The organism is Saccharothrix variisporea (assembly GCF_003634995.1).
Classification (GTDB): domain Bacteria; phylum Actinomycetota; class Actinomycetes; order Mycobacteriales; family Pseudonocardiaceae; genus Actinosynnema; species Actinosynnema variisporeum.
The window spans coordinates 4,040,319-4,059,944 of record NZ_RBXR01000001.1; the positions used below are offsets into that span (position 1 = coordinate 4,040,319).

24 protein-coding genes are annotated in these 19,626 nt (G+C 72.5%); 5 read left to right on the plus strand and 19 right to left on the minus strand.

Annotated features, from left to right (window positions below; all coding sequences use genetic code 11):
• Positions 1 to 25 precede the first annotated feature (25 nt).
• Complete coding sequence (locus tag DFJ66_RS17810) at positions 26 to 3,145, plus strand: NACHT domain-containing protein (protein WP_425471114.1); 3,120 nt, start codon at positions 26 to 28, stop codon at positions 3,143 to 3,145.
• Here the strand turns inward: DFJ66_RS17810 and rdgB are convergent.
• The gene (rdgB, locus tag DFJ66_RS17815) at positions 3,129 to 3,737 is read right to left on the minus strand and encodes an RdgB/HAM1 family non-canonical purine NTP pyrophosphatase (protein WP_121222519.1); all 609 of its coding nucleotides are present in this window, start codon (positions 3,735 to 3,737) and stop codon (positions 3,129 to 3,131) included. The two genes, DFJ66_RS17810 and rdgB, sit on opposite strands and share 17 nt — an antisense overlap.
• Complete coding sequence (gene rph, locus DFJ66_RS17820; protein ID WP_121222520.1) at positions 3,734 to 4,498, minus strand: ribonuclease PH; 765 nt, start codon at positions 4,496 to 4,498, stop codon at positions 3,734 to 3,736. The genes rdgB and rph overlap by 4 nt, the downstream gene beginning before the upstream one ends.
• A gap of 54 nt (positions 4,499 to 4,552) precedes the next feature.
• Here rph and DFJ66_RS17825 point away from each other — a divergent pair, with 54 nt between their 5' ends.
• Positions 4,553 to 5,068: a DUF2231 domain-containing protein gene (locus DFJ66_RS17825; RefSeq protein ID WP_121222521.1), complete on the plus strand. Its 516-nt coding sequence runs from the start codon at positions 4,553 to 4,555 to the stop codon at positions 5,066 to 5,068.
• Here the strand turns inward: DFJ66_RS17825 and DFJ66_RS17830 are convergent, their stop codons facing one another.
• The 7 genes from DFJ66_RS17830 to DFJ66_RS17860 are packed head-to-tail and all read right to left on the minus strand — an operon-like array spanning position 5,069 to position 9,724.
• Positions 5,069 to 5,464, minus strand: coding sequence for an OsmC family protein (locus tag DFJ66_RS17830; RefSeq protein ID WP_170199497.1), 396 nt, complete (start codon positions 5,462 to 5,464; stop codon positions 5,069 to 5,071).
• 10 nt (positions 5,465 to 5,474) lie between these two features.
• Positions 5,475 to 5,978, minus strand: coding sequence for a hemerythrin domain-containing protein (locus tag DFJ66_RS17835; protein WP_121222522.1), 504 nt, complete (start codon positions 5,976 to 5,978; stop codon positions 5,475 to 5,477).
• Positions 5,968 to 6,777, minus strand: coding sequence for an MBL fold metallo-hydrolase (locus DFJ66_RS17840; protein ID WP_170199499.1), 810 nt, complete (start codon positions 6,775 to 6,777; stop codon positions 5,968 to 5,970). Before DFJ66_RS17840 ends, DFJ66_RS17835 begins: the two co-directional genes overlap by 11 nt.
• A gap of 17 nt (positions 6,778 to 6,794) precedes the next feature.
• Positions 6,795 to 7,589 (minus strand): glutamate racemase, encoded by a 795-nt coding sequence (murI, locus tag DFJ66_RS17845; protein WP_121222524.1) that lies wholly within the window; start codon positions 7,587 to 7,589, stop codon positions 6,795 to 6,797.
• On the minus strand, positions 7,586 to 8,203 hold the full coding sequence (locus DFJ66_RS17850) for a rhomboid family intramembrane serine protease (protein ID WP_211351212.1): 618 nt from the start codon (positions 8,201 to 8,203) through the stop codon (positions 7,586 to 7,588). The genes murI and DFJ66_RS17850 overlap by 4 nt, the downstream gene beginning before the upstream one ends.
• 37 nt (positions 8,204 to 8,240) lie before the next feature.
• A complete protein-coding gene (locus DFJ66_RS17855; RefSeq protein ID WP_121222526.1) occupies positions 8,241 to 9,221 on the minus strand; it encodes a hypothetical protein in 981 nt (326 codons plus the stop codon).
• Positions 9,218 to 9,724 carry a SigE family RNA polymerase sigma factor gene (locus tag DFJ66_RS17860; RefSeq protein ID WP_121222527.1) on the minus strand — a complete coding sequence of 169 codons (507 nt, stop codon included), beginning with the start codon at positions 9,722 to 9,724 and terminating at the stop codon, positions 9,218 to 9,220. The genes DFJ66_RS17855 and DFJ66_RS17860 overlap by 4 nt, the downstream gene beginning before the upstream one ends.
• 157 nt (positions 9,725 to 9,881) lie before the next feature.
• Here DFJ66_RS17860 and DFJ66_RS17865 point away from each other — a divergent pair, with 157 nt between their 5' ends.
• A complete protein-coding gene (locus DFJ66_RS17865) occupies positions 9,882 to 10,727 on the plus strand; it encodes an SMP-30/gluconolactonase/LRE family protein (RefSeq protein WP_121222528.1) in 846 nt (281 codons plus the stop codon).
• A 21-nt stretch (positions 10,728 to 10,748) separates the two neighbouring features.
• Here the strand turns inward: DFJ66_RS17865 and DFJ66_RS17870 are convergent, their stop codons facing one another.
• From DFJ66_RS17870 to clpS, 8 genes are all read right to left on the minus strand, one after another.
• Positions 10,749 to 11,513, minus strand: a complete 765-nt coding sequence (locus DFJ66_RS17870) for an MBL fold metallo-hydrolase (RefSeq protein ID WP_121222529.1) — start codon at positions 11,511 to 11,513, stop codon at positions 10,749 to 10,751.
• A 157-nt stretch (positions 11,514 to 11,670) separates the two neighbouring features.
• Positions 11,671 to 12,621 (minus strand): PLP-dependent cysteine synthase family protein, encoded by a 951-nt coding sequence (locus tag DFJ66_RS17875; protein WP_121222530.1) that lies wholly within the window; start codon positions 12,619 to 12,621, stop codon positions 11,671 to 11,673.
• Between the two features lie 5 nt (positions 12,622 to 12,626).
• On the minus strand, positions 12,627 to 12,899 hold the full coding sequence (locus DFJ66_RS17880) for a MoaD/ThiS family protein (RefSeq protein ID WP_121222531.1): 273 nt from the start codon (positions 12,897 to 12,899) through the stop codon (positions 12,627 to 12,629).
• A gap of 60 nt (positions 12,900 to 12,959) precedes the next feature.
• Positions 12,960 to 13,415: a M67 family metallopeptidase gene (locus DFJ66_RS17885; RefSeq protein WP_281276619.1), complete on the minus strand. Its 456-nt coding sequence runs from the start codon at positions 13,413 to 13,415 to the stop codon at positions 12,960 to 12,962.
• Between the two features lie 51 nt (positions 13,416 to 13,466).
• The gene (locus DFJ66_RS17890; RefSeq protein ID WP_121222532.1) at positions 13,467 to 13,982 is read right to left on the minus strand and encodes a DUF2231 domain-containing protein; all 516 of its coding nucleotides are present in this window, start codon (positions 13,980 to 13,982) and stop codon (positions 13,467 to 13,469) included.
• A gap of 14 nt (positions 13,983 to 13,996) precedes the next feature.
• Entirely contained in the window at positions 13,997 to 14,548 is a 552-nt protein-coding gene (locus DFJ66_RS17895; RefSeq protein WP_121222533.1) for a peptidase S58, DmpA, read from the minus strand.
• On the minus strand, positions 14,548 to 15,105 hold the full coding sequence (locus tag DFJ66_RS17900; protein WP_121222534.1) for a DUF2017 domain-containing protein: 558 nt from the start codon (positions 15,103 to 15,105) through the stop codon (positions 14,548 to 14,550). Before DFJ66_RS17900 ends, DFJ66_RS17895 begins: the two co-directional genes overlap by 1 nt.
• A complete protein-coding gene (clpS, locus tag DFJ66_RS17905) occupies positions 15,102 to 15,401 on the minus strand; it encodes an ATP-dependent Clp protease adapter ClpS (RefSeq protein ID WP_121222535.1) in 300 nt (99 codons plus the stop codon). The genes DFJ66_RS17900 and clpS overlap by 4 nt, the downstream gene beginning before the upstream one ends.
• A 90-nt stretch (positions 15,402 to 15,491) precedes the next feature.
• Between clpS and DFJ66_RS17910 the strand changes: the two genes are divergently transcribed.
• Both DFJ66_RS17910 and DFJ66_RS17915 read left to right on the plus strand, forming a co-directional pair.
• Entirely contained in the window at positions 15,492 to 16,766 is a 1,275-nt protein-coding gene (locus DFJ66_RS17910) for a nicotinate phosphoribosyltransferase (RefSeq protein WP_121222536.1), read from the plus strand.
• A gap of 23 nt (positions 16,767 to 16,789) precedes the next feature.
• Positions 16,790 to 17,359 carry an isochorismatase family protein gene (locus DFJ66_RS17915; protein WP_121222537.1) on the plus strand — a complete coding sequence of 190 codons (570 nt, stop codon included), beginning with the start codon at positions 16,790 to 16,792 and terminating at the stop codon, positions 17,357 to 17,359.
• 55 nt (positions 17,360 to 17,414) lie between these two features.
• Here DFJ66_RS17915 and DFJ66_RS17920 read toward each other — a convergent pair whose 3' ends face one another.
• Together DFJ66_RS17920 and wecB are read right to left on the minus strand one after the other, a co-directional pair.
• The gene (locus tag DFJ66_RS17920; RefSeq protein WP_121222538.1) at positions 17,415 to 18,071 is read right to left on the minus strand and encodes a hypothetical protein; all 657 of its coding nucleotides are present in this window, start codon (positions 18,069 to 18,071) and stop codon (positions 17,415 to 17,417) included.
• A gap of 136 nt (positions 18,072 to 18,207) precedes the next feature.
• Positions 18,208 to 19,368 carry a non-hydrolyzing UDP-N-acetylglucosamine 2-epimerase gene (wecB, locus tag DFJ66_RS17925; RefSeq protein ID WP_121222539.1) on the minus strand — a complete coding sequence of 387 codons (1,161 nt, stop codon included), beginning with the start codon at positions 19,366 to 19,368 and terminating at the stop codon, positions 18,208 to 18,210.
• Positions 19,369 to 19,626 lie beyond the last annotated feature (258 nt).

Here is a 19,626-nt window from a genome sequence, read left to right on the forward strand (position 1 = left end):
CGGACTGGAGACCGCGGCCGGGAAGATCGGGCAGGCGGTGGCGCAGCGCGCCGCCAAGGCGTGGCTCGAACGCCGCCGCAAGAACCACGAGCGCACCGCGTCGCTGGCGCAGCTGGCCGCCGAGGAGCTGTCCTCGACCCGGCACCGCGCCCGCCTGGAGCACCTGGTGGAGGGCATCGGCCACCAGGTCGGGGACCAGCTGGAACCGTTGCTGGCGGCCAAGTTCGGCGACCTGCCCGAGCACGAGGTGGCCGCCGCGCTGGCCGCCGTCACCGACGTGCTGGCCGAGCTCGACCTGTCCGACGACGCCCTGCTCGCCGCCGACGCCGACCCGGAGACACTGGCCCGCCGGGTCCGGGCCGGGGTCGCGGCGCCGAGTGGGGTGCCGGCGGGGGTCGGTTTGTCCGAGGGTGCCGAGCGGCTGTTCGGGGTGGCGCTGGACCAGGCGTGCCGGTACCTCGTGCAGGTCGTGCGGCACCTGCCCGCGTTCCAGCCGCGTGCGTTGGCCGAGGTGCTGACCCGCGCGTCGCAGCAAGCCGCCGCGCTGGACGAGGTGCTGGCCCGGCTCCCGCGCACCAGCTTGCACGCGCCCACCGGCACCGACACCGACGACGAGTTCCGCGACGAGTACCTGCGCCACCTGGCCGCCACGCTCGACCGGCTCGAACTGCTCGGGCTCACCATGCGCCACCGGCCCCGGCTGGCGTTGAGCGTGGCCTACCTGAGCCTGAGCGTCACCGGCGGCGACCGGCGCAAACCCGAGCACGGCCTGGACGGCTGGTTCGGCGGGGACCTCGGGCACGGCGGGTCGCTGCGCGTCGAGGCCGCCATCGGCGGCAACGACCGGACGCTGGTGCGCGGCGAGGCCGGGTCCGGCAAGACGACCCTGCTGGACTGGCTGGCCGTGACCGCCGCGCGCGAGGCCTTCACCGACCGCCTGGCCCCGTGGAACGGCCTGGTCCCGCTGGTGGTGCGGCTGCGCCGGTACGCGGACTCGCCGCTGCCGCGCCCCGAGCAGTTCCTGGACCACGCGGCGAGCTGGCTCGTCGGCCTGATGCCGCCGGGGTGGGTGCACCGCGTGCTGCGGTCGGGGAAGGCGTTGGTGCTGGTGGACGGCGTGGACGAGGTGCCCGCCGGACGCCGCCGCCTGGTCCGGGAGTGGCTGCGCGACCTGGTGACCGCGTTCCCGACCGCGCGCGTGGTGGTGACGTCCCGCCCGGCCGCCGCCGACCAGCGGTGGCTGGCCGACGCGGGTTTCGGCTCGGTCCTGCTGGACCAGCTCAACCCGCACGACGTCCGCACCTTCCTGCGCCGCTGGCACGAGGCCGCCCGGGACGCCGAGTCGCTGCCGTGCGCGCCGGAGGACCTGCCGGAGGCGGAGCGCAGGTTGTTGCGCCAGCTGGGCAACCGCCCGCACCTGCGCGCACTGGCCGCCAGCCCGCTGCTGTGCGCGATGCTGTGCGCGTTGAACCTGGGGCGGACGTCCGAGCTGCCGCAGAGCCGGATGGAGCTGTACCAGGCGGCGCTGACCATGCTGCTGGACTTGCGGGACGCCGAACGCCAGATCGCCGGCATGCTCACCGGCACCGAGAAGACCGTGCTGCTGCGCGACCTGGCCTGGCGCCTGACCACGGCGAACCGCAGCGAGTTCCCACGCGAGAGGGCAGCGGACTTCGTGGCCCGCAAGCTCGCCTCGATGCCCACTGTGGACGGTGAGGCGCCGGCCATCCTCGAACACCTGCTCGAGCGCAGCGGTGTTCTGCGCGAACCGGTCCCCGGCCGGGTGGACTTCGTGCACCGCACGTTCCAGGAGTACCTGGCCGCGTCCGAGGCCACGGAACAGGAACACATCGAGACCTTGGCCGGCAACGCCCACCTGGACACCTGGCGCGAAACCATCGTCATGGCGTGCGGCCACGGCAAACGCTCGCAGACCAAGGCTCTGTTGACCCAGATCCTGGACCGCGCCGACGCCGAGCCGAGGCACGCCCGCCACTTGCGGCTGCTGGCGGCGGCCTGCCTGGAGACGGTGACGGACGTGGACGCCGAGGTGCACAGCCGCATCGACACGGTGATCCGCGAGAAGCTGGTACCGCCGAGGAGCACCAAGGAGACTCGGTCCCTGTCGTCCATCGGCCACCGGGTGCTCCGCTACTTACCGGACACCCTGGAGGGCCTGTCCGACGCCAGCGCGACGGCGACCGTCCGCGCTGTCGCTCTCACCGGCACGGCGGAGGCCATCCCGAGGCTCGCCGCCTACGCGCAGGACACCCGACCCTCGGTGCAACGCGAACTGGTGGGCGCCTGGAACTACTTCGACCCCGAGCGCTACGCCGACGAGGTGCTGGCCGACGCGCCGCTCCCCGCCGGCGGGATCTGGCTGGAGAACCCCAGGCTGCTGCCCCACCTGCACCGGCTGAAGCGCCTGGCGGCCATCGGACTGCTGATGCAGCAGAGCGACGTCACGTTCGACGACCTCCGCTTCCTCGACAGCCTGCCCGAGGTGGTCGAGGACCTGTGGGTGCGCGTGCGCGGCACAGCGGACCTGCGTCCGCTGGCCCGGCAGCGCCTGCTGCGGCGTGTGTCGGTCCTGAACGCCGACGGCTTCACGCACCCGGAGGCCCTGACCGGCCTGACCGCGCTGGAGGGCCTGCACTGGTACGAGAACGCCGGCACCCACGACCTGGCCTTCCTGCGCCACCTGCCACCCTCGCTGTGGGCGTTGTCGCTCGACGTGCTGGCCCCGGACGCGGACCTGGACCGGCTCACGGCGACGTCACAGCTCACCGAGCTGAGCTTCAACGGGTGGCCGGCGGAGGTCTCCCTCGCGGTGCTCGACCGGCTGCCCGCCCTGGGCTGGTTGCGGTTGGGCTGGCACACCTCGCCGTCCGTGCTGGACGGGATCGCGGCGCACCTGCCGAACCTCCGGCGCCTGGTGCTGGTGGGCGAGGTGACCGCCAACCTCGCCCCCGTGGCCGCGATGTCCCGGCTGGACGTGCTCTTCCTGTCGAGCTGGGACCTGACCGAGCCGGTCGACGTGCGGCCGGTGCGGGACATGGAGGTCACGCTGCAGATCTCGCGCCGGGGCCGGTTCGTCGGGTTGGACGAGCTCGGCCCCGGCGTCAAGATCAGCTGGTTGCGGTGAGCTTGCGCAGTTCCGGCAGCAGCAACCGCAGCGCACGGCCCCGGTGGGAGAGCTTGTCCTTCTCCTCCGGGGTCAGCTCCGCCGACGTCACGTCGTGGCCCTCGGGCAGGAAGATCGGGTCGTAGCCGAAGCCGTTCGTCCCGCGCGGTTCGCGGGTGATCGTCCCCCGCCACTCGCCGCGCACCACGGTCTCCAAGCCGTCCGGGCCGACCAGGGCCGCCGTGCACACGAAGGCCGCCCCCCGCCGCTCGTCGGGGACATCGCGCATCTGTCCCAGCACCAACTCCAGGTTCGCCACGTCGTCGCCGTGCCGGCCGGACCAGCGGGCGGACAAGACACCCGGCATGCCGTTCAGCGCGTCGATCGCGATGCCGGAGTCGTCGGCGACCGACGGCAGGCCGGTGGCGTTGAAGGCGTCGCGGGCCTTGAGCAGGGCGTTGCCCTCGAAGGTCGGCTCGGTTTCCGGCGCCTCGGGGAACTCCGGCACGTCGGACAGGCCGACGACCTCGATGCCCTCCAGGCCCTCGAAGGCCAGGATGCGGCGCAGTTCGCCGAGCTTCTTCGCGTTCCGGGACGCGAGCAGGAGCTTCACTTCTTCTTCCCCTTCGGCTCGGGCAGCACGCCGGGGTAGGGCTGGGCCAGGGCCTCGGACTGCAACCGGTTCAGCTCGGCGCAGCCCGCCAACGCCAGGTCCAGCATCTTGTCCAGAGTGGACCGGGCGAAGGTCGCGCCCTCGCCGGTGCCCTGGACCTCGATCAGCGTGCCCGCGTCGGTGGCGACGACGTTCATGTCGACCTCCGCCCGCGAGTCCTCCTCGTAGGGCAGGTCCAGCCGGACCCTGCCGTCCACGACGCCCACCGACACCGCCGACACCGCGCACGACAGCGGCTGCGGGTCGGCCAGGCGGCCCGCCGCGCCCAGCCAGGTGACGGCGTCGGCCAGGGCCACGTAAGCGCCGGTGATGGCGGCGGTGCGGGTGCCGCCGTCGGCCTGGATGACGTCGCAGTCGATGACGATGGTGTTCTCGCCCAGCGCCGCCAGGTCGATGCACGCCCGCAGGGACCGGCCGATCAGCCGGGAGATCTCGTGGGTGCGACCGCCGATGCGGCCCTTCACCGACTCGCGGTCGCTGCGGCTGTGGGTGGCGGACGGGAGCATGGCGTACTCCGCCGTCACCCACCCCAGACCCGAGCCCGACCGCCACCGGGGCACGCCCTCGGTCACGCTCGCCGCGCACAGCACCCGCGTGTTGCCGAACTCGATCAGCACCGAACCGGCCGGCCACTGCTGGTAGCCCCGCGTGATCCGGATGTCGCGCAGTACGTCGTCGTTCCTGCCATCGGTCCTCAGCACGGCACTACCCTAAGGCGCTGAACCCGGGACCGTCCCACTGGCGTAGGGAGAGGCATGGCACTCGCAGACGACCTATGGACGATCCTCGGTCTACCGGCGCACCCGCTGCTGGTCCACGCGGTCGTGGTGCTGCTGCCGCTGTCGGCCGTGACCGCCGCCGCGCTGGCCGTGGTGCCCCGCTGGCGGCAGCGCTACGCGTGGCCGCTGCTGGCGCTCACCGTGCTCGGCGTCGGCGCGGTGTTCCCCGCGCAGAAGGCGGGCGAGCAGCTGGCGGCGCGGATGGCGAACACGCAGGACCAGCTGATCCAGGCGCACACCGAGCTGGGCAACGACCTGCTGCCCTTCGCCCTCGGGTTCTTCGTCGTGGTGGTGGCGCTGCTGGTCGCGGGACGGCTGGCGGACCGCGAGCGCACGGCCGCCGCGGACGACACCTCCGTGCCCAAGACGTGGCGGCGGATCTCGGTGGTGGTGGCCGTCCTGGTCATCGCGGCTGGCACCGCCGCGACGGTCCAGACGATCCGCATCGGGCACAGCGGCTCCGCGGCGGTGTGGACCTGGGTCAACCAGTAGTCAGGGCAGGTGCAGGGGCGTCGGCGGGGCCTTCTTGAGGGTCCGGGTGACCGTGCAGAGCTGCTCGATCGCCCGTCGCACCGCCGCGTCCAGCGCCGCGCGCTGCTCGTCGTCCAACCGCGACACGTCGTACTCCAGCGTCACCGGCACGGCGTCCAGCTCGTGCGCGCCCGCCGGTCGGACGTCGTCGGCGCGGGCCGTGAGCGGGCCCTCGACCCGGCGCGTGACCAGGGTTTCGGCCGTCACGATCGCGCAGCCCGCCGCGGCGGCCAGCAGCAGCTCGACGGGCGTGAACGCGCCTTCCGCGCCCGCGCGGCCCACGCGCACCGAGGCGCCCCGGTCGTTCGTGGCCACGAAATCGTGCTGTCCGACCCGGCGCACCTCGACGTTCGACACGCTCCCGACGTTAGTCGATGCGGTCGGCCGTGGCCCTTGCGATCTTGCGCACGTACTCCAGGTCGCCGCAGTCGTCGTCCAGCCGGTCCTGGCGGACGTCCAGGAACGCCCGACCCAGCTCGGCGCGCCGGTCGTCGGGCACCTCGGAGCGGGCGTCGTTGAGGATGGTCCGCTCCTCCTCGTCCACGTGGTGGTTGAGCGCCTCGACCAGTTCCTCGAGCTTGCTCTCCCACTCCTCGGACTCGGTGTCGGCGACCTCCATCAGCGCCAGCAGCGCCTGGTGGCCCTCGGCGTGCTCCTCGGCGCCGTGGTCGACCTCCTCGTCGTCCACTCTCTTGTACCGCTTGAGCGCCGGGTACACCTCGGACTCCTCGGCCTCGGCGTGGGCGACGAGCAGCGCCGCCAGCTCGGCCAGCAGGGCGGGGCGGTCCGAGGAGCGGTCGCGCAGCTCGCGGAACAGCTCCTCGAACCGGCGGTGGTCGTTCAGGATCAGTTCGACGACATCAGTTGCCATGCCCGCCTGTTACCCGGACGACCGGCTCGTCAACCTCGTACTTCCCGCCTTGCCGCACGACTTCGACCGGACCGGTGAACGCGGCCTGGGCTTCGGCCAGAACCGTGCCGGGATCGGTCCAGGGCGCGATGTGGGTCAGCAGGAGTCGTCCAGCGCCGGCGGACGTCGCCAGCTCACCGGCCTGCATACCGGACAGGTGCACACCGGGTGGGCGGTCGTCGGAGTGGGTCCAGGTGGCCTCGGACAGCAGCACGTCCGCGCCTCGGGCGAGGTCGTGCAGCGCCGCGCACGGGCCGGAGTCGCCGGTGAACGCGAGCACCGCGCCGGCCGTGGCGATGCGGAAGCCGTAGCACTCGCCGGGGTGCTCGACGCGGGCCGCGGTGATGGTGAACGGGCCGACCGTGGTCGGTTCCGGGGTCAGCGGGTGGAAGTCGAACACGTCGGACAGGTCGGCGGTGCGGAGTTCTTCGTCGCTCTCCGCGTAGGCGCGGGCGAAGCGGCGCGGCGCGTCGGCCGGGGCGTGCACCGGGAGCTTGCGGGCGGAGGTGTCGTGCGGCGGGTGGGTGTGGTAGCGGCGCATCACGGCGAGCGTGGTGAAGTCGGCGCAGTGGTCCGGGTGCAGGTGCGAGAACAGCAGCGCGTCCAGCGAGAACGGGTCGCAGTGCACCTGGAGCGCGGCGAGGACACCGTTGCCCAGGTCGATGGCCAGCCGGTAGCCGTCCGCCTCGACGAGGTAGCCGGATGCGGGGCCCTGTGGCCCCGGCAGGCTGCCCGAGCAGCCGAGGATGGTCAACAGCACCGTTGGAGAGTGCCAGGTCATTCGTGGGCGTGGAAGGTGGCTCTTTCCAGGCCGGGCAGGAATCGGTGAGCGAGCCTCGTGAACTTGTCCACCGGCCCGGTGCTGGCGAACCGCAGGTCCGGCGGTCCGCTGCGGAACAGGTCGCGCTCGTTGAGCAGGCGGACCACGTCCTTCACCGTCTCCTCGGCGCTGGACACCAGGGTCACCCCGTCGCCCATCACGATCTGGATCACGCCCGTGAGCAGCGGGTAGTGCGTGCACCCCAGGACCACGGTGTCGACCTCGGCGCGCTGGAGCGGCTCCAGGTAGGCCTGGGCGAGGCCGAGGACCTGGCGGCCCGACGTCGTGCCCTGCTCGACGAAGTCCACGAACCGCGGGCACGCCACCGCCGTCACCTCGACGTCCCGGGCCGCGGCGAACGAGTCCTGGTAGGCGCCGGAGGCGATGGTGCCCTGCGTGCCGATCACGCCGACCCGGCCGGTGCGCGTGGTCGCCACCGCCCGGCGCACGGCCGGCAGCACGACCTCCACCACGGGGATGTCGTAGCGCTCGCGGGCGTCCCGCAGGCACGCCGACGACGCCGTGTTGCAGGCGATGACGAGCAGCTTGGCGCCGTCCTCCACGATCCGGTCGGCCACCTCCAGGGCGTTCTTGCGCACCTGGGCGATGGGCAGCGGGCCGTACGGGCCGTTGGCGGTGTCGCCGACGTACCGGATGCTCTCGTTCGGCAACTGGTCCATGATCGCCCGTGCGACGGTCAGCCCGCCCACCCCGGAGTCGAAGATCCCGATGGGCGCGTCCGCGGCGCTCACGCGACCCCCGCCCGCCTGGCGTCCCGCGCCACGCCCCAGGCCGCGAGGACCCCGCCGAGCGCGCCGAACAGGTGGCCCTCCCACGAGATGCCCGGCTGGCCCGGCAGCACCCCCCACAGCACCGCGCCGTAGAGGGCGAACACCACCACGGCCACCAGGATCTGCCCCGGCGACCGCACGAAGACGCCGCGCACCAGCAGGAAGACCAGGAACCCGAACACCAGCCCGGACGCGCCGATGTGGCTGCCGTTCGCGCCGACGATCCACGTGCCCAGGCCCGCGGTGAGCCAGACGACCACCGTGACCTGGGCGAACTGCTTGATGCCGCCGGAGGTGGCCAGGAACCCCAGGACCAGCAGCGGCACGGCGTTGCTGGTGAGGTGCTCCCAGCCGCCGTGCAGCATCGGGGCCCAGATGATGTTGTCCCACTCCGTGAAGTCGCGGGGGATGATCCCGTCGTCGTCCAGGGCGCCGAACAACACCGTGTCGACCGCTTCGACCACGAACAGCAGTCCGACGAACCCCGCCACCACGACCGCCGAGAGCAGCGGTCGGGGCGGGATCACGCGCGTGGCGGGCGACTTCCGCGCCGCCGGGACAGGTGTCGGGTGCACCCCTCCAGGCTACGTGCGAACGGCGGCCTTGGGCGCGTCAGTCCTGCTCCACCAGCATCACCAGCCAGTCGCCGTGCACCGCCTCGGGGACCACCTCGATCTCGACCGGTTCCCCCGGCACCAGGTGCTCCGGGTTGTAGCCGGCGTAGCCGGTGACGCCGCCGGGGGTGTACTGGTAGTTGCTGGCGTCGGACACGGTCACCCCGCCGATCACCACTCGGAGCCGACCGGGCGAACCGTTCCACAGGTGCAACTGGGCGATACCGCGCCACGGGACGACGACCTTCTGCTCGCGGTTGGGGTCGGCAGGGTCGGCGCGCAGCACGATGTCGGCGTCGGAGCGCAGGAACCTGTCCAGCCGCACCGGCTCCTTCGGCGGCGGGGGCAGCGGGTACTCGGACACCGGCACCTGCCTGCCGACGGCCAGGCGCACCACCACCCCGTCCGGCGCGGGGTCGACCGAGGGTGTCTGCGAGACCTCGGTCGGGGTCTCGTGGGTGCGCCCGACCACGGCCAGCCGCACCACGGACTCCTGTCCCGGGCGGAACCACTTGCGCGTCTCCTCGTTCCACAGGGCCGTCGCGCCGGGGTGGCAGTAGGGCTGACCGACCGCGTGCCCGTCGATCGACAACGTCACGCTCAGGTACTCGTGGTCGAGCGAGAACTCCGGGCCGATGGCGCACTCGAAGATCAGCCGCAGGTCCTCGACCGGGGTGGTGGGGGTGTACCGGAGGGTGACCGGCCCCGGTGTCGTGCCCGAGGCCTGGGCCAGGACGCGCGAGGACAGCAGGTACTCCGGGAACGGTTTCGGGGCGGCGGGCTGGGAGTCGGGGACCGAGCGGGTGGTCACCACCGCCCCGCCCACCAGCACCAGCAGGGCGCACGCCATCGCGACGAGCGCGCGCCGCCTGCGCACCTTGCGGACCCGGGAGTGCAGCCCCGCCATCCGCACGGCGTGGGCGGTCTCGGGCAGGTCGGCGTGGTCGTGGAAGACCGTGCTCAGGTCTTGCGGCTTCACCCGCGCACCCCTTCTCCGTCGAACTGGTCGAGCACCGCGGGGTCCAGGCGCAGCCGGGCGAGGGCCTTGCTGGTCTGGGACTTGACCGTGCCCACCGAGACGCCGAGGAGGTGGGCGGTCTGCGCCTCGGTCAGGTCCTCGTAGAACCGCAGCACCAGCACCGCCCGCTGGCGGCGCGGCAGCGTGCCGAGCAGCCGCCACAGCCAGTCGTGCTCGTCCACGGCGGCCTGCGGGACCGGCCCGACCCGTTCGGGCAGCACGTCGGTGGGCTCCTCGTTGCGCCACCGGCGTCTCCACCAGGTGGCGTAGGTGTTGACGATGATCTTGCGCACGTACGGCTCCGGGTCGCCCTGCACGCGCCGCCACGCCGGCCACGCCTTGGTCAGCGCGGCCTGCAACAGGTCCTCCGCGTGCCCCGCGTCGCGGGTGATCAGGTAGGCGGTGCGCACCAGGCGCGGCGAAGCCCCCGCGACGAACTCCTCGAACCCCTCGGGTACTTGCACCGCTCCCCCATCTGCCCGCTGTCCTCGCTCCTCCTACCAGTCGGGGTCGGCGGATGGTTGCCGTGCGCGGCCATCCGGGTGGAATCGGGGGCTCGACGGTGTAGCAAGTCACACCGATCCGGTCAGGCGGGGCGTCGGGGACGCCTAGGCTGAGCCGGTGTCGATCGACGTCGCCGTGCGGGCGGAAGCCGAGTTGGGGGAAGGTCCCACGTGGGACCACGGCAGCGGCACCCTGTTGTGGGTCGACGTCCTGCGCAGCGAGGTGCACCGGTATTCCCCGCACCGCGACGAGGACGCCGTGCTGGACGTGCCGCAGCACGTCGGCGCGGCCAAGCCCCGCACGCGGGGCGGTCTGGTGCTGAACCTGCGCGACGGCATCGCCCTGCTCGACCCGGACGGCACCAGGACGTGGCTGGTCTACTGGGCCCGCGAGGGCTACCGCGGCAACGACGCGGCGGTGGACCCGGCGGGCCGGCTGTGGGCGGGCACCATGCGCTACGACGAGGACCCCGGCGGCTGGCTGGTGCGCGTGGAACCCACCGGCGACGCCAAGGTGGTCGTGGACGGCGTGCGCGTGAGCAACGGGATCGGCTGGAGCCCCGACGCCACCGCCATGTACTACGTCGACTCGGCGACCCGCCGCATCGACGTCCTGGACTACGACCGCGCCACCGGCACGGCCACCAACCGCCGCACGGTGGTGGAGGTGGACCGCGGCCTGCCCGACGGCCTGTGCGTGGACGCGTCGGGCGCGATCTGGGTGGCGCTGTGGGGTGGTGCGGCGGTGCGCCGGTACACGCCCGACGGCCGGCTGGACACCGAGATCGAGCTCCCGGTGGGCCAGCCGACCGCGTGCGCGTTCGGCGGCCCGGACCTCACCGACCTCTACGTGACCACGGCCCGTTCCGGCCTGTCCGGCGAGGCGTTGACGGAACTGGCGGGCTCGGTCCTGGTCATCTCGAACGCCGGCGAGGGCCAGATGTCCCACTCGTTCGCCGGCTAGCGTCCACAGTGGACGAGCGGCTCAGATCGCGTACACCGCACCGGGTTCGGCCAGCGACACCGGACCGGTGAACGACTCGACGGCGTCGCCCAGCACGCCGTCCCGGTCCGACCACGGCAGCACGTGCGTGAGCACGAGCCGCCCCACCCCGGCCTCCGCCGCCACCGCACCGGCCTCGTGCCCGCTCATGTGCAGGTAGTTCGCCCGCCCGGCCTGCTCCCGCCACGCCGCGTCGGCCAGCAGCAGGTCCGCGCCGCGCGCCAACTCCACCAGCTCCGGGCACGGCACGGTGTCCCCGGTGAACACCAGCGACTTGCCGCCGACCGCGATGCGGAACGCGTACGCCTCGCAGATGTGCCGCATCGGTGCGACGTCGATGGACACGTCCCCCACCGCGAACCGGCCCGCCCGCAACGGCACGAAGTCGTAGGTGTCCGCCAGCCGCAGCGTCGCCAACTCCTCCTCCGACGCCGCGTGCGCGTTGGCCAGCCGGGTCGGCGCGTGCGCGGGCGCGAACACCGGCAGCCGCTTGGCAGGCGTCGGCGGCTCCGGGTGGTGGCGCAGGTAGGTGGTCAGCGCGCTGAAGTCCGCGCAGTGGTCCAGGTGCAGGTGCGACAGCAGCACCGCGCCCAGCCTGAACGGGTCGCAGTACCGCTGCAACGCCCCGAACACCCCGCCGCCCAGCTCCACCGCGATCCGCACGCCACCCGCCTCGACCAGGTACCCGGACGTGGGCAGGTCGGGTCCGGGAGCACTTCCCGCGCAGCCGAGGACGGTCAATTGCATGGTCGGCACGATAGCAGTCCGGGCCACGGCAAAAATGCGGAAAGGAGGTGGACGAAACGCCACCACAATTCTTCGTCGGGTCTTTACCGGAAAACCTCGGTTTCCCGAACCGACAAAGCGGTGGCGGGGACCCCCGAGGGGCTCCCCGCCACGCGCGTCAGGCCCAGAGGTGCCCGTCGAGGCGTTCGGCGGCCTCGTCCAGCGTGCCCGCGTAGGCGCCGGTGGACAGGTACTTCCAGCCCGCGTCCGCCACCACGAACGCCACGTCCGCCCGCTCGCCGCGCTGCGCCGCCTTCTCCGCCACGGCCAGCGCCGCGTGCAGGATGGCGCCGGTCGAGATGCCCGCGAAGATGCCCTCGACCTCCAGCAGCTGCCGGGTCCGGCGCAGGGCGTCGTAGGAGCCGACGGAGTAGCGGCCGGTCAGCACCTCGGCGTCGTACAGCTCGGGCACGAAACCCTCGTCGAGGTTGCGCAGGCCGTACACCAGCTCGCCGTACCGGGGTTCGGCGGCGACGACCTGCACGTCCGGCTTCTGCTCGCGCAGGTACCGGCCCACGCCCACGAGGGTGCCCGTCGTGCCCAGGCCCGCCACGAAGTGCGTGATCGTGGGCAGGTCCTTGAGGATCTCCGGGCCGGTGCTCTCGTAGTGCGCACCGGGGTTGGCCGGGTTGCCGTACTGGTAGAGCATCACCCAGTCGGGGTGCTCGGCGGCCAGTTCCTTCGCCCGTGCGACGGCCTGGTTGGAGCCGCCCGCCGCCGGCGAGAACACGATCCGCGCGCCGTAGGCCTGCAACAGCTGCTTGCGCTCGGCGGAGGTGTTCTCCGGCATCACGCAGACCAGGCCGTAGCCCTTGAGCTTCGCGACCATCGCCAGCGCGATTCCGGTGTTGCCGGACGTCGGTTCCAGGATCGTGCAGCCGGGGTACAGGCGGCCCTCCCGCTCGGCCTCCTCGACCATCATCAGGACCGGGCGGTCCTTGATCGAGCCGGTCGGGTTGCGGTCCTCCAGCTTCGCCCACAGCCGCACGTCCTTCGACGGCGACAGCCGGGGCAGCCCCACCAGGGGCGTGCCGCCGACCGCGTCGAGCAGCGACTCGTACCGGGCCACCGCGATCAGCCCCCGGCGACGGCCGGGAGGATCGTGACGGTGTCGCCGTCCTTCACCGCCGCGTCGAGGCCACCGGCGAAGCGGACGTCCTCGTCGTTGACGTACACGTTCACGAACCGGTGCAGCGAGCCTTCCTTGACCAGGCGCGCCTTCAAGCCACCGTGGTTGTTCTCCAGGTCGTCGATGACCTGCGCGAGCGTGGTGCCCGACGCCTCGACGGACTTCTGGCCGCCGGTGTGCGTGCGCAGGATCGTGGGGATGGAGACGGTGACAGCCATGCTGGGACCTCCGGGAGAGGAGCCGGGACTTTTATCGGGATCGAGCGAGGACGGACGCGCTCAGGGACAGTCGGGCGTGTCGTCCGCGCCCGTGTGCGCGAACATGTACGACTCGACGACCTCGACCGGTTCTTCGGTGACGACGCCGTCAACGATCCGGTAGGAGCGCAGCTCGTGCGTCTCGGGGTCCCGGGTGGAGATGAGGACGTAGTGCGCCTGCGGCTCGCTCGCGTACGAGACGTCGGTCCGCGACGGGTACGCCTCGGTCGCGGTGTGCGAGTGGTAGACGACGATCGTCTCTTCGTCGTTGGCGCTCATCTCGCGGTGGACGCGCAGCTGCTCCATCGAGTCGAACCGGTAGAAGGTCGGGGAGCGCTCGGCGTTGTCCATGGGGATGAACCGCTCGGGGCGGTCGGAGCCCTCGGGGCCCGCGATGATGCCGCACGCCTCGTCGGGGTGGTCACGACGGGCGTGCGCCACCATCGCGTCGACGAGGTCACGGCGGATCACCAGCACGACACCATCCTACGTGGTGGCGGAAGGTGTCCCGCTGTGTGAGAACGGGCACTACACCCGCTCGCGCTCCACCCCCGCCGCCTGCGAGTAGGCCAGGTGCCCGCCCAGCAGGCCGCCGGCGGTGAGCACGCCGATCCCGAGTCCTGAGACGACCCGTCCCACGACCCCGAACCCGTGGCCGCGCAGCCGGAACGACGTCAGGTACAGCAGGTTGGCCGCCGCGTTGCTCGCCAAGTGCACGAACGCGGTCCGGCGCTGCCGCTCGTCGAGCGTGGCGTACTCGGCCAGGCCCGTGAGGATGGCCGCCGGTGCGGTCGCCAGGCCGACCCCGATCAGCGCCCGCGCCGCCTTGCCCTCCCCCGGCAGGAGGTCCAGCACGTTCGACGCGGCGAACATCCCCAGCGGCAGCAGCACCGCCGCCGGGTGCGCGGGGTGCCCCAGCGGCTCGCCGCGCAGCACCCGAGAGCTGCGGAGGCCCGAAGGGATCGCCTCGGCCACGGCCCCGGCCACCCGGTCGAGCCCCTTGTTCTCCTCAACCCACCGCAAGACCCGCGTAAGCCGACTCATACCGCACGGGTACCTCAGGCGAGCGCGCGGAACACGTCCTTCGCCGCCGCAGTGCACAGTTCATCCAGCGGTGTCCCGGTCGCCACCCCGGTGGCCAGCGCGAACACGGTCGAGGGAACCCGCACCCCGGCCCTGACCAGCCCGTCCTGCGCCGACATGGCCACCCGCCGGCACCCGGCCTTGTCCAGGTCGGCGTCCACCACGACCAGGGCCGCCGCTCGGTCACCGATGAGCACCACCGCCGGGGGCACGCCTTCGACCGCGGCCTCGCACGCCGCGTACCCGACGTCCTCGCCGGGTGCGCCGACCGCCGCGCCGCACACGATCGGCACCACGCCGCCGTCGACGGGGAACCCGTGCCCGCGCTCGGCCAGCCACCGCACCACGCCGTTCGGGGTGGACGGCGACTCCGACAGGACGACCGCGTGCACGCGCTGGACCAGCGCAGATGGGTCGAGCAGGTCCAACTCGCGGGTACCGATCGGCGCACCGCGCGTGTCCACGCCGACAGCCATCCCACCGGGGGCCGGCACGACCACCGCCCCGGCCACCCGACCGAGCAGCATCAGTCCATGACCGCCTCGACCAGCGTCTCCTGCACCCACGTCAACCAGTGGTAGACACCCAGGTGCGGCGAGCGCGGGTCGTCGGGCGGCAGCTCGTCGGGCATGTCCTCCTGCACGTCCAGCGCCGTCCCCAGCGCCAGCCGCACGTCGTTGAGCGCCGCCAGCCACGCCTCGGCCTGCGCCGACGCCAGCCGCACCTCGCCGCCGTCCGCCGGGCAGGTGTCCAGCACGACGGCCGCCGCCGCCGTCTTGGCGTCCAGCAGCTGGGGCTCGTGCAGGGAGCGCAGCGCGTTCGCGGAGTCCACTTCGGCCGGATCGGGCGCGTCGGGGTCCAGGCGGTGGAAGTCGGGCAGCAACCGGCCCAGGATCGGGTCGTCCGGCGGGGTCGACGGCCCCGTCCGGATGCCGGTCAGCTGCGCCAGCTCGTCCTGCGGCGCCTCCTCCGCGCGGGCCAGCAGCATGTCCTGGATCTGGCTCACCAGACCGCGCACCACAGCGGCTTCCTGCCGGTCGAACTTGCCGACCACCGCGTCGCCGGCCCTCGTCCACTTCCTCACGACGAACGCTGCATCGTCGCCCAGAGGCCGGCCGCGTGCAGTTTCGCCACGTCCGCCTCCACCTTGTCCTTCGAACCGGATGACACGATCGCCTTGCCCTTGTGGTGCACGTCCAGCATCAACTTCGTCGCGTGGTCCCGGCTGTAGCCGAACAGCTTCTGGAACACGTACGTCACGTAGGACATCAGGTTCACCGGGTCGTTCCAGACCAGCGTCTGCCAGGGACGGTCCTCCGTGCGGACGTCCACCGGCGACGGGTCAACCTGCGTCCGCTCATGCTCGACGGGCGTGGTCATACCGCCAATGGTGTCATGTTCCGGTCCGTGGCGGAGCCCATAGGGCCACCTGCCGCGGGCGCGGGGCGGTCGAGCCTAGGCTTCTGGCCCATGTCGACGTCGCTGTTCACGGACCACTACGAGTTGACGATGCTGGCCGCTGCCCTGCGCGACGGCACCGCCGACCGGCCGTGCGTCTTCGAGGTCTTCGCCCGCAGGCTCCCCGAGGGCAGGCGGTACGGGGTGGTCGCGGGCACCGGCCGCCTGCTGGACGCCATCGAGGCGTTCCGCTTCGGCGAGGCCGAGCTGGAGTTGTTGGAGCGCACCGACGTGGTCGACCGGGCGACGCTGGACTGGCTCGCGGACTACCGGTTCACCGGGGACGTCGACGGGTACCCGGAGGGCGAGCTGTACTTCCCGGGTTCGCCGATCCTGTCCGTGCGGGCCCCCTTCGGCGTGGGCGTGGTGCTGGAGACCCTGGCCCTGTCGATCCTCAACCACGACAGCGCGATCGCGTCCGCCGCCGCCCGCATGGTGGGTGCCGCCAACGGCCGCCGCATGATCGAGATGGGCTCGCGCCGCACGCACGAGGACGCCGCTGTCGCGTCCGCGCGCGCCGCGTACCTGGCCGGTTTCACCGCCACGTCCAACCTGGAGGCGGCACGGCGGCACGGCATCCCGACCGCCGGCACGTGCGCGCACGCGTTCACCCTGCTGCACGACAGCGAGGAAGAGGCGTTCCGCAGCCAGGTCGAGGCGCTGGGCGCGGGCACGACCCTGCTGGTGGACACCTACGACATCACCAACGGCATCAAGACCGCCGTCGAGATCGCCGGACCGGCGCTGGGCGCGATCCGGATCGACTCGGGCGACCTGGGCGTGCTCGCCCGCCAGGCCCGCGACCAGCTCGACTCGCTGGGCGCGCGCAACACCCGCATCGTCGTGTCCGGCGACCTGGACGAGTACTCGATCGCGGCTTTGCGCGCGGAGCCGGTGGACGCCTACGGGGTGGGCACCTCGGTGGTGACCGGGTCGGGCGCGCCGACCGCCGGGATGGTCTACAAGCTGGTCGAGGTCGACGGGCGGCCCGTGGCCAAGCGGTCGTCGCACAAGGAGTCGCGCGGTGGGCGCAAGAGCGCGCTGCGGCGGCACAAGGACACCGGGACCGCGTTGGAAGAGGTCGTGCACCCCGTTGCGGAGAGCGTGGAGCTGGGACCGCACGACCGGGTGCTGCCCGTGCCGCTGATGCGCGGTGGACAACGGGTGGAAGGACTCGACACGCTGGCGGAGAGCCGGGAGCGGCTGCGCGCCGCACTGGTCAGCGTGCCGTGGGAGGGGCTGAAGCTGTCCCGCGGCGAACCCGCGATCCCGACGACGTTCCTGTAGATCGTTCTGGTAGGGAGTGGCACATGGCCAAGGCACTGATCGTGGTGGACGTGCAGAACGACTTCTGCGAGGGCGGGTCGCTGCCGGTCGCCGGTGGTGCGGCGGTGGCGGCGGCCATCTCGGCTCATGCCGCGTCCGGTGGGTACGACCACGTCGTGGCGACCCGGGACTACCACATCGACCCGGGCGCGCACTTCAGCGCCGAGCCCGACTACGTGTCGACGTGGCCGGTGCACTGCGTGGCCGGGACGCCCGGGGCGTCGTTCCACCCCGAGCTGGACGTGACGCCGGTGGAGGCCGTGTTCTCCAAGGGCGCGCACGCGGCGGCGTACTCCGGGTTCGAGGGCGTGTCCGGTGGTGGCGAGGGGCTGGCGGACTGGCTGCGGGCGCGCGGGGTGTCGGACGTGGACGTCGTGGGCATCGCGACCGACCACTGCGTGCGGGCGACCGCGCTGGACGCGGCGGCGGCCGGGTTCACGACGACCGTCCTGCTGGACCTGACCGCCGGCGTGGCGGCGACCACCGTCGAGACGGCGCTGGGGCAGCTGCGCGAGGCCGGGGTGGCGCTGTCGGGCACGCCCCACGTCGCCTAGTCCTCCGCGCGCAGCGCGTGCTGCCACAAGCCGCGCTGCGCGCGGAGGTCCGTCTCTACGGCGTCGGGGCGCAGGCGGTCTCGCCGACCTTCACGCTGCCGCGGACGCCCGACTCCTCCGTGAAGCGGAAGTGCAGGAGCGTCAGCGCCAAGCTGCCGTCGTTCGGCTCGGGGAGCACCACCTCGCTGAACGTCACCCTGGCGAGGACCGTGCCCGATCCGTTCTTCACCTCGTGCACGTAGTTGTTCGGGATCTCCTCGGGCAGGCCCGGGAACCCGCTCAGGCCGCCCAGCGACCAGCCCGCCGTCGTGCCGGCGTCGGTCGCGTCGCAGGTCACCTTCCACTTGCCGACCTTGAGCCGGGGACCGCCCGCGGCCACCAGCGCCGACAGCTCGAAGCCGTTGCCGGTGGCCTCGGACTTCGTGGTGGTCGTGTTGGTGTCCGGGTCGACCACGGTGGTGGTGCACGAGGAGTTGCCCTCGCCGAACCGGATGCCGGTCCGGGAGATCGCCGGGGAGGACGCGGTCGTGGGACCCTCGACCGCGCACCGCGCCTGCGGGGGCACGACGACCTGCTGCCCCGACTTGGTGAAGTCGGCCGAGCCGGTGGACGCGACGCCCGCCGGTCCGGCCGCGAGCGCGGGTGTGCCCGCCGCCCCGATCGCGAGCGCCGCGGCCACCGCCCCGGCCCGGCGCGCGATGATGTGCATCATGGGTTGCCCTTCTTCGTGACGCTGGTGCTCCCAGTAATCGACACCCGGCCGCGACACGCTGACGATTCGCCGCGAATATCACTCGGGAGTGGAAATGGAATACACGATCGAGTGACCGATAACGCCGAGCAATGGATCAGGAGGGAATGCGCATCGGCAATGCCGACGAGAACACCGCCGGCAACCCGACCAGCCTTTCCAACGCCGCCCGCACCCGCCGGGCCGCCGTGCCGTCGCCGAACGGGTTGCGCCCCGGCGGCAGCCGCAGGCGGGAGGCCAGCACCCAGCCGGCCTCGGCGAGGATGCGCGTGACGTCCGTGCCGACCAGCCAGGCGCACCCCGCGTCCACGGCGGGCATCCGCTCGGTCGTGGACCGCAGGACCAGCACCGGCACGCCGAACGTCGGCGCTTCTTCCTGGAGCCCGCCGGAGTCGGTCAACACGAGCGCCGACCGGCGCAGGGCGCGGACGAGGTCGGGGTAGTCCAACGGCCGGCACACCACGATCCGCTCGTGCCCCGCCAACACCCGCCGCACCGCCGTCCGCACGGTCGGGTTCGGGTGGACGGGCACCAGCACCCGCACGTCCGGGTGCCGATCAGCCAACGCCCGCACCGCGTGCAACACCCGTTCCAGCGGTGCACCCCAAGACTCCCGCCGGTGCACCGTGACGAGCACCAACCGATGCCCCGACGCGTCGAGGTCGGCCTCCAACTCCACCAACGCCGGCTCCTTGGCAGGCAGCTCGGCTTCGGCCACCAGTCGCACCGCGTCCACCACGGTGTTCCCCGTGACCACGATCTCGGCCGCGGGCAACGCTTCCCGCACCAACGCGGTCGCCGCGTCATCGGTGGGCGCGAGGTGCAGGGAGGCGATCCGGGCGATCATTTGCCGAGTGCCTTCCTCGGGAAACGGCCCGCTGAGATCCCCCGTCCGCAACCCGGCCTCCAGGTGCGCCACCGGGATGCCCCGGTAGAAGGCCGCCATCGCCCCCGCCAACGCGGTGGTCGTATCCCCTTGCACGACCACGACAGCCGGATCCCGAACCCGCAGCACTTCGTCAACCGCGGGTATCAGCTGCGACAACAACTCGGCCTGGCTCCCCGTGACCCGAGGAACCTGGAGCACCACATCGGCCTTGAGGTCGAAAGCCTCCAGCGCCTGCTCCACCATCCCCACATGCTGTCCACTGTGGACAACCACCGGCCGCAACACAGGATGGTCCGCCAACGCCAACACCACCGGCGCGATCTTGACCGCCTCGGGCCGGGTACCCGCAAGCAGCAGAACTTCCTTCACAAGACTCCTCACTCCGCAGGGACACCTACCTCCCCCCACCTCGGGTACGGTGAAAGGCGCACCAACCGCCCACAAAGGACACCCGCCGCACCCACGCCGGCAGCCGCCCGCACCCTCGCCAGCCCACGCCACCCGCGCCCGCCGATGCCGCCGCCCGCCGCCCCCACCGGGCGGACATCGGCGCACGCCTGACGAGATCCGCTAAGCGCACGCCTGCCCGGGGCCGGGGCGCGCACGCGGAAGTTCCGGAGGCGGAGG